Source organism: Bdellovibrionota bacterium (assembly GCA_035292885.1).
GTDB lineage: Bacteria > Bdellovibrionota_G > JALEGL01 > JALEGL01 > DATDPG01 > DATDPG01.
In genome coordinates this window covers 1-8,612 of sequence record DATDPG010000183.1, presented here as the reverse complement: position 1 = coordinate 8,612, position 8,612 = coordinate 1, and the positions used below count along the sequence as shown (strand labels likewise).

The 8,612-nt window shown below is 52.9% G+C and carries 10 protein-coding genes; 4 read left to right on the top strand and 6 right to left on the bottom strand.

The window, feature by feature from the left end:
- Window positions 1-2,928: RHS repeat-associated core domain-containing protein (locus tag VI895_13135; GenBank protein ID HLG20743.1), on the top strand; the 2,928-nt coding region annotated here is incomplete at its 5' end.
- A gap of 161 nt (window positions 2,929-3,089) precedes the next feature.
- Here VI895_13135 and VI895_13130 read toward each other — a convergent pair.
- The 3 genes from VI895_13130 to VI895_13120 form a co-directional block, all read right to left on the bottom strand.
- A complete protein-coding gene (locus VI895_13130; GenBank protein HLG20742.1) occupies window positions 3,090-3,212 on the bottom strand; it encodes a HepT-like ribonuclease domain-containing protein in 123 nt (40 codons plus the stop codon).
- 69 nt (window positions 3,213-3,281) lie between these two features.
- Window positions 3,282-3,566, bottom strand: a complete 285-nt coding sequence (locus VI895_13125) for a nucleotidyltransferase family protein (protein ID HLG20741.1) — start codon at window positions 3,564-3,566, stop codon at window positions 3,282-3,284.
- A 186-nt stretch (window positions 3,567-3,752) separates the two neighbouring features.
- Window positions 3,753-3,908 carry a hypothetical protein gene (locus VI895_13120; GenBank protein ID HLG20740.1) on the bottom strand — a complete coding sequence of 52 codons (156 nt, stop codon included), beginning with the start codon at window positions 3,906-3,908 and terminating at the stop codon, window positions 3,753-3,755.
- Between the two features lie 99 nt (window positions 3,909-4,007).
- On the opposite strand from VI895_13120, the gene VI895_13115 reads away from it, so the two are divergent.
- Together VI895_13115 and VI895_13110 are read left to right on the top strand one after the other, a co-directional pair.
- Window positions 4,008-4,829 carry a hypothetical protein gene (locus VI895_13115; GenBank protein ID HLG20739.1) on the top strand — a complete coding sequence of 274 codons (822 nt, stop codon included), beginning with the start codon at window positions 4,008-4,010 and terminating at the stop codon, window positions 4,827-4,829.
- On the top strand, window positions 4,826-5,713 hold the full coding sequence (locus VI895_13110; GenBank protein HLG20738.1) for a nucleotidyl transferase AbiEii/AbiGii toxin family protein: 888 nt from the start codon (window positions 4,826-4,828) through the stop codon (window positions 5,711-5,713). The genes VI895_13115 and VI895_13110 overlap by 4 nt, the downstream gene beginning before the upstream one ends.
- Before the next feature lie 17 nt (window positions 5,714-5,730).
- On the opposite strand, the gene VI895_13105 is transcribed toward VI895_13110, so the two are convergent.
- The 3 genes from VI895_13105 to VI895_13095 form a co-directional block, all read right to left on the bottom strand.
- Window positions 5,731-5,931 (bottom strand): nucleotidyltransferase domain-containing protein, encoded by a 201-nt coding sequence (locus VI895_13105; protein HLG20737.1) that lies wholly within the window; start codon window positions 5,929-5,931, stop codon window positions 5,731-5,733.
- Window positions 5,932-6,164: 233 nt separating this feature from the next.
- Window positions 6,165-6,593, bottom strand: a complete 429-nt coding sequence (locus VI895_13100; GenBank protein HLG20736.1) for a hypothetical protein — start codon at window positions 6,591-6,593, stop codon at window positions 6,165-6,167.
- A 260-nt stretch (window positions 6,594-6,853) separates the two neighbouring features.
- Window positions 6,854-7,456, bottom strand: coding sequence for a hypothetical protein (locus VI895_13095; protein ID HLG20735.1), 603 nt, complete (start codon window positions 7,454-7,456; stop codon window positions 6,854-6,856).
- 706 nt (window positions 7,457-8,162) lie between these two features.
- Between VI895_13095 and VI895_13090 the strand changes: the two genes are divergently transcribed.
- Window positions 8,163-8,501: a hypothetical protein gene (locus VI895_13090; protein ID HLG20734.1), complete on the top strand. Its 339-nt coding sequence runs from the start codon at window positions 8,163-8,165 to the stop codon at window positions 8,499-8,501.
- The last annotated feature ends 111 nt before the right edge of the window (window positions 8,502-8,612 follow it).

Below are 8,612 nucleotides of genomic sequence, written 5' to 3'. Positions count from 1 at the left end.
CTCGATCCGGGCGATGGCCGCGTCTCATCGATAATTCTCCATGATCGCTTGGGTCGCGCGGTCGGAATTGTCGATGCCGATGATGATACGTTCGAGACGCGATACGACGGCCTTTCGCGCGTTATTCAGACGATGGATCCGACAGGAAACGAAGTCGAAAGCGCATACGATAAGAACAGCAACCTCCTGACCACCCGCGGCATCGAGAAATCGCCGTTGATTGCGGCGAATGAGGAGTTTCTCTCCGCTTACACGTACGACTCGTTAAACCGAATCGAAACTCTCGTTGAGCCGAACGGCCAGACGACGACTTCGCAATACGATTCGCGCGACAATCTGATCAAAACGATCGATGCACTTGGAAATCAGACGGAAATGCGCCACGACCGGTTGAGCCGGCTGCTCGATAGCCGGACGTATCTCTCTTCGACCGGGACCAATGCATCGGCGGGGAGCGCTGATCCAACCCAAGGAGGGGGAGACGGCGTCATCACGATTTCCCAGACTTGGGACGCGCTCCATCGGCTGAAGTCGCGAACGGACGATAAGTTATACGCGACCCAGTATACCTACGACGATCTCGATCGAAAGAGGAGGTCCGATTATCACGACGGAACGTTTGAAACATGGAGTTACAACGCCGACAGTGAGCTTGACCAGCATCGGAACCAAAACAACTCCGTCGAGACCTGGACACACGATGCCGAGAGTCGGCCCACGCAGGTGAGCGTCAATAACGGCGGCGCGACAGCTTTAGTCTTGGGAACAACGCTTAAAACCTGGGGATATGACGGCCTCGATCGCGTGACCCGCGCGTTCGACAACAACGGCGCGGGGGAAGATGTCGAATACCTCTACGCTTACGATTCGCTGTCGCGCAAGCTCCGCGAAACTCAGATGATCGGCGTACGCCCAACACTTAACGTGGACGCGGAATGGCAGGGCGCAGGACGACGCGTTTCGGACACATATCCGAACCTCCGCAAGGTCTTTCGGAACTACGACGGCCTGGATCGGTTGTCGGAGATTCGCGAGGGGGCGGGAGGCCCACTGATCGCCGGGTTTGAATATGTCGGCCCGTTCCGCGATTCGCGGACGACGCTGGGGAATGGAGCTGTTCTGGATAAGCGGAACGATTCGGAAACGCAGACGATCTCCGGTTTGAATGCGGGGTACGATAACAATCGGAGAGACACACGACACACTTGGAAAACGTCCACAGCTTTACCGATCACGGCGTATGTGAACACGTACAATGGTCCGTCAGGGATCGGAACGAATCGACGCATCACCGAGACGCGTGAACATCTTTCCAACCATCTCGATACATATTCGTTTGATTCGAAGTATCGGATGTTGAGTTTTAACCGTAACGGAACGACTCCAAGCACCCGTTTGCTGGACGGCGCGGACAGCATGACGGCTTTTGACGACGAAGGGGTGCCCCGAAACCCGGTGGTCGATGGAATTCCTTCGGAATCGGGGATGAATCAGTATTCGTCCTTTGACGGAAAGACCCAAGAGTACGATGACAATAGCGCGCTCCGCGCCGACGGGGACTTGAGGTTCGTCTATGATTACAGCGATCGACTCGTAGAGGTAAGAGACTTTCTGCCGCCGAATACTCTCCTCGTGAGTTACGCGTATGCGCCCAATAACCGACGTGTTTTGAAATCGTTTTCTGCCGGTGGAAGCATTCGCTATCTTTATAACGGTTGGCAGGTGGTGGAGGAACGAGATGGCGGAAATGCACTTCTTCGCCAGTACGTCGACGGTCGGGGGATCGATGAACATGTCCAAATCAAGGACGCCACGCAAGTTGGCGCGCCGGTCTTTTATTATCACGGGAATTCGCAGGGCTTTGTGGGAGCGCTGAGCGATAGCGGTCAGAACGTCGTGGAGTTTTATGAGTACAGTTGGCTGGGACAGCCGAGTATCTTTGCTGCGGATGGAACGACGCCGCTTTCGGCTTCGGTCGTGGGGAACCCTTACATGTTCCAGGGTCGGTACCTCGATTCGGAAACAGGGCTCTATTACTTCCGAAATCGGTACTACGATCCGAAGACGGGAAGGTTCATCCAAATTGACCCTTCTGGCAATCGCAACTGGGAGCATAGACAGGGGAACGGGTTCTCGGCGTTTGGTGAGGATGGGTGGAATAAAGGGGATCCGATGGGGTTGGAGGAGGACAGATTTGAACAGCTCGTCAAACAGCTCGGCGACGACTCGTTTAAGAAAAGAGAGGAGGCTTCGGCTAAGCTTGAGTCACTTCAACGTCTCGAAAAAATCGGGCCGGCTGTTAACGATTTCCTTAAGCGGAAATATTGCGAAACGAGAAATCTTGAGACCAAGGACCGGTTGGAAATCATGGACCGGATCGAAAAATTACGGCAAAAATATGAAATCGAGCGAGAGGAGCATCTCGCCAGGAGAAAGTGGCGCTATCTAGAAGAGCCGAAAATACGAGAACAAAAAAGTGTGGGACTGGAGAACAAGATTGAGCATGTAAAAAGACTGGAAAAAACTGAGGGAATAACACCAAAACTCCGACGAATATTAGGACCGCTATTAGAAGGGCTGGGTATCAAAGAGCCCGAAGACGCTGGTTATGAGTTTCGTTCTTCTTGGTATCTCCGCCAAAATAAAAGCGTGCTAATAAACGAAGCATTGGAACGTGAGAGACAAGCACAACTACAAGAGGCTAGCCAGAAAGGTCAGGCTAAATATGAGGAATGGCTGGTGAGCCAGGAGCCAAAACCGCCGGGGCCACCGCCGGAGCCACCGATAACGCCCGCCGATATCGCTCGTGCGGCCGCCGTTATCATGCGTGATCTACCACGGCTCGAAATACCGCCGGAAGAGCTAGAGCCGCCGCAATATGACCTAGATGCACCAGATCTCGACACCAGAATGAGGTTGGCGCGGTAAATAAATCGGTAAATCGTAAATCGGGTAAATCGCGGGACACACGACTGGACCCGAATTTTTGTCAGCTTCGCGTTAACTCCCCACCATCATATTGCGATTCGACCTAAATCGGGGGACACCATACCGAAATCCTGGAGGCACACGACGCGACCCGAATTTAATTACGTCTTCAACTCCACCAGCAGATAATTTATTTTCGTTTCAAGATTCGGCAGCTCTTTATCCACGACGTCCCATACCAATTCGAGATCGATCCCAGAGTACTCGTGAACCATCTTGTCCATCTTTGGCGTAAGTCAAAATTTGATGGATGGCGTCTCGAACGTGAAACAAATAGACTCGATCATCCTTCTTCATAGGGGACGGGCTTCCGACAGAATTCGGTCCCGCAAATAGGGGCTAATTCCCCTGTCGGAAACGACATCTACCTTTCGTCCCAGGAGTTCCTCCAGATCCTGCCACAGGGCGACAAAATCGAAGTAACTCCGTCCAGGTTTCATGGAAACGAGAATATCCACATCGCTGTCAGGCCGCGCTTCACCCCGGGCGAAGGATCCGAATATGCGGACGTTCGTGGCTCCGTGCCGCTCGGCCAGTTCTAGAATTTTCCCACGTTGGTCGGCCAGAAACGGCGGCATTTTGCCAGCATCCATATATAGAATTATCGCTTACCGGATGAATCGTGTCCATTTCACACGTCACGGAATTTAGGGGACGCAGGCCTGAACCTGAACCATGGGCCCCGCTATAGCGCTCAATCGAGTTCCTACGGAGGTCGGTCTAGCAGAATCGAGAATCGGGAGACCCCATGCCTACTGCCGAATTCAAAATTCATGACCGATGTCGCAAATCGGTTGAGCCGCTTTCTCGTCGCCAAAGACTTCAGCTACCATTGCGAGAAAATCGAGTGAAGGAGTCCAGGGATTCCCTTTAACGTCTTTCCTCTCATTTCGAAAACGATCCACTGTTTCTTTTTGCAAGGAAATTTCAATATCTTTCAAATCCGGATGAGTCTTGACCGCGTTATATCTATACCTTATATTCTTACTAAATCAGTAAGATAAGATGGATTTAATATAATGACACGGAGAAGCCTCTCAAAGCGGGAAGCCGACCTGGTGCTGGCCCTCGAATGGGACAAGCAGCGGCTGATTACGATCGAGGACATCGTAAAGCGCCTCCGATGCTCCCGAAACTATGCCTACAAGTTGGCGCACATCCTCCATAAGAAGGGCTGGCTTGAATCCGTCGCTCCGGGACACTTCTTTCTCATCGGCGCCGAACGCGGTCCCAAGGGCATTCCGGAAATGAATCCTTTTCTGCTCGCACGCCTGCTTCCAAAGCCATATTTCTTTGCTTACCGCTTCGCGTGTGTTCAACATGGGCTTTTAACTCAGGTTCCGACCGTCATTCATGTCGCGCTCTCTCGCCCAAAGCGGCCTTTCGAGCTCAAGAACACGCGCTTCGAATTCATCGAGCTTTCTCGCAAGCGCTTCTTTGGTGATGAGGAGACCTTGGTGATGGGCGAGAAAATCAATGTTTCGGACTTGGAGCGATCCGTCCTGGACGCATTGGACCGTCCCGAACTCGTCGGCGGAATTGAGGCCGTGGCCCAAGTCGTCTTCCACGCGGGAAAGAATCTGAACTTCCGCAAGCTCCTCGGCTATTTGCGTCGATTTGACGACAGCGCGCTGGCGCGTCGCTTCGGCTATCTGTGTGAGCTTTTGCAAGTCGCCCTGCCCAAAAATGTGAATGCCTACCTCGAAACCCTTGGCAAGCGAATTCCCGCGTATCTTGGCATGCCCCGGCGTTGGGGAACGGAAGGGGAACTCAACAAGCGCTGGAGCTTGATCCTCAATGTGCCACGCAAAGAACTCCTGGGAGAGGTCCGCATCGGATGATCGAGCAGAGATATGCGGACCTTTTTGCCCAGGGCTCTCAGGTCAACCTTGAGATCGCCGAACGGGAAATCGTGCTTACCTATGTCCTGAAAATCCTTGAGGACGCCGGGCTGCTCAAGGCCCTGGCTTTCAAAGGAGGGACCTGCCTGCGCAAATGTGTTTACGGCAAGGAGACGCGGTTTTCCGTGGACTTGGATTTCACGAGTAGCAACGTTGCTAATGCCGACGACGTGATTCTGGAGCTGCTGACGGCGTTGGGTAAGCCGGCCTACGGGCTGACCTTTAACGTCAACACGAAAGATTTCTATGTGGCCGAGGACGGTTTTTCGTGCGGGGCTATCGTAAGCTATGGGCACTCGTGGAACGAAGCCCGTTTTAAGCTGGACATCAGTCTCCGCGAGCCGCCGTCGCTTTCACTGGTAAACCTGCCGCTCAAGCCGCAGACTTACTTCAAGACCCTGGAATTCGCACCCTTCTCCGTCTCGTGTTTCTCTTTTGAGGAGCTGCTGGCCGAAAAGATTCGCGCCTCCTTCCAACGGGTGCGGTCGCGCGATCTCTACGACTTGGCCAAGGCGGCGGAGAAACCGCTCAACGGTACCTTGATCCGGGCCTTGGCCGTCATCAAGTGCTGGAACGTCCGCGAGGCCTTCGACCCGGCAGGCTTCCTGAAGCGCTTTCGATTGGGCAAGTACGACTGGAACGACCTCAAACAATTGGTTCGACGGAGCGAGAACGTTGTTCCGGAGAAGCTGATCTCTTTGTGTGAATCACGTTACAAATTCCTGCTCGCGTTGACGGAGAAGGAAAAGCAACTGATCGCCGACGCCAAACGGCACCGATCTCCCGCCCTACCCCGGGCTTTGCTCAAGCAGATCGAGGCTTGATGGAATCGATCTGTCCACTACCGAGTCGCCCTTTTGGATCGAATTCCAGGGATGACCACGAGAAGGTCCACGCCGCTGTCCGGTCCGGCTGTGCCCCGGGCATGGGATCCAAAGAGGATCACTCGTTCCGGATGAAATCGTTCGACAATTCGGTCTACCATCCGTTGCACCTTCTGCCGAAGCGCCGCGTCCCAGATAATTTCCGTCTTTTGGACCACGGCAAAGTTATATGTGAAAAGTCGAGGACACCGTACCTACTTTCGAACACAATCTATCGATTCCGATTGCGTCCGTATCGTGTTTCCAAGATTTAATATCAGTTTGGTTCTGGAGAATGATCTCGAAACAGAAGAGATTGTCCAGTACTTGGAGCGTTTTATTATTGATGAATCTGATCTCTAACGAAGAGCCTATATTGATAATTTTGGGTGCCTCAAGATAAGTAAATCTTTTACGAGTGCAGAACAAGAAGCGGCAATGGTTCCCGGGTTTTCAAGAGGGGCGGCCGCACGGGCGGCCATTTGTGAGCCTGGGCCGTCGCCTTTTGAAAAAGAAAACGGAGATGTTCGAGTGCCGATTTTGTTACGGCGGCGGACATTTCATCTCCCAGAAGGAGCTGGAACCTGTCGGCAAGCTCCTTTGCTGAAAATGTTTGAAGAAGTCTTAAAATGTCGAGCGCGTCTTTATCATTCTGCCGCCCAGGTTGATTGATCCGGTCAGAAATTTTGTGAAGCTTTGCTACCAAAAGTGCGCCCGGACCTGCTACTGCGATGGTGTATTCTCGCGCATCGCTTTTCTCCAAAGAAGAGATTGTTTTCTGCGCCTCTTCGACCTGGACTGGCAAGAGCTTCTGGAACGAGAAGATCGATTTGAATGCCATGTTTTCCCGTCCAGACTCCAGGATTGTCCGCGCGTACGCATCCGGCCTTTTTCATGACTTCTTCAAGTTTTGGTTCAGAAGACAAGACACGTGGATCGATGACGACGTCGCCGTCGGTTGTGTACGGGGCCACGGCGAGATCCCCTTCACCCGTGTGCATATAGATCGCCTGAGCTCCGACAAGAACAACGGATTGTTTATGTAGGCCCAACGCATCGAGCACGTCGAGCAAAACGCAACGGGCTTGAACATACAGAGGATCAACTGCGCCAAGCGTTTTCATTGTCCTTCATCCACTCCATCAGTTTTTCTGCTTCCGCGGGCCCTCGACCGGGGCTCGTAAGCAAATCGGGGACCACTTGGCTTGGATTTGCGAACGTGAGCCCATCATTCTTCCATATTCGTTCGAAGACCACTGGATCAAACGGTTCTAGGAAAATGACGTTTTGACCTGTTTCTGCAGGTTGCAGCGAAAGATTTTTGGCGACATCTTCGGGAGAGTCAACGTAGACCAGTAAAAGCCTTGGGGGGGCTACAACCGCACGACGAGAGGCGGCGAATGAACCCGTTATGGAGTAACGCTGTTTGGAGCGCTTCAGTTTTTCGAGAAGGGCAGGGAGGCCACGAGGCTCAAGCAGCGAGAGTGAGCGATTTGAAGTGAAGACGTTGTACGTATTAACCCAAGCACGAATCAACGCTTGCCAATCGACGTTCAAAATTTTTCCTCGAAAGTCTTTTTCAACGATTGCCTCCTTATCCAACAGATTGAGCACACGCGAGATCGAAGCCGGTGATGCCTGGATGCGAGAGGCAAGTTCTCGCACGCCGTAGGGGGGATGAAAATCGCAAACAGCCCGAATCACTTTTGCTGCCGCGGGACCTTTCAGAGATCGAAGGGGGCGATTTTCTCGTCGGGGGTTCTTGGTGGCTCCGACGGTTTCGATGAACAGCGCGGGTTTCGATAGAGCGACACGCGTATTTCCAGTTAAATCTGCGTAACTCGTCTGTGCCTCTGCCAGTTTCTCCCGTGTTCGGGGACTTAAGAAGGGTGCTGCCACCAGAAGGTCATGGGTATTTGATTGCCGAAACCGATCTACCGATGTGGAAACATCCTTCGGATCGAGGGATTTCAGCCATTCGACGGTAAGCTTGGATGAAGCGCCGTCTGGGCTTTTGATCTCCAAGAGCCCCGCCCCTCTTGAGGGCTTAAGCTTCAACTTCCACAAAGGGGGAGTTCGTTGGGTCAGTTGATCCATAATCCTGCTGAGGCTATTTGTTCCATATTTATAACTGTTCCACACAATGTGAAACAGTACAATTTATGGAACATTTTGTCAAGAGCAGTTGAATAAACCAAGAAAGGTTAGATTGCAGACATGTATTCGGCCTATTTGTGGAGAGGTTCTGTGGATCCCCCACTCCCGGGAATACACCTTCTCAGAGCGCGGGCTGATGTCCGCTATACCGTCCTCTACATGGACATGCTACAAAGCCTCTGGATTCGAGGGAAATCATTAATAGTAGACAAAGATGATGCGGCCCAGACGTGAACCACGATGCCGTTGGCGATTGAAAAGCCTGAGTGCCCTCCTCGCGATTTCCGTTGTGGTCTCTCCCAATATTCTATTTCGCACTAACCGGGCGCATGCCATAGCCATCGCGCTCCCCGCCGCAGCCGTCATCGCGTTTGGCGTCGGCATGTTCGTGACCCTATTCGTGCAAAGTTGGTTGCAAAATAATCATCAAACGGTAGAGGAATTGGCTGAGGAAGCCCAAAGGCGAGCGTTACGTGTCGTCCGCGAAGAAAACGCCGCGCTCGTTGAACCCGCCAAGAAAGCGTTTGCAAGAGCGCTGAATCAAGTAATGCCGAAGCTCATCCTGCGTATTCCGGAGCAAATCGGCCGGTGATTCCGGGCCAAGCCGGCCAGTGATTCCGGAGGATGTCGGCCGGGCATTCCGGAGGATGCCGGCCACCCATTCCGGGCCATGTCGGCCACCCCGCATGGGGTGTGGATAAGT

Bases quoted from the DNA above. Each gene is read 5' to 3' on its own strand.
- VI895_13130 (HLG20742.1), bottom strand. From the start codon at position 3,212: ATGGACAAGATGGTTCACGAGTACTCTGGGATCGATCTCGAATTGGTA.
- VI895_13125 (HLG20741.1), bottom strand. From the start codon at position 3,566: ATGCCGCCGTTTCTGGCCGACCAACGTGGGAAAATTCTAGAACTGGCC.
- VI895_13100 (HLG20736.1), bottom strand. From the start codon at position 6,593: ATGGCATTCAAATCGATCTTCTCGTTCCAGAAGCTCTTGCCAGTCCAG.
- VI895_13115 (HLG20739.1), top strand. From the start codon at position 4,008: ATGACACGGAGAAGCCTCTCAAAGCGGGAAGCCGACCTGGTGCTGGCC.
- VI895_13110 (HLG20738.1), top strand. From the start codon at position 4,826: ATGATCGAGCAGAGATATGCGGACCTTTTTGCCCAGGGCTCTCAGGTC.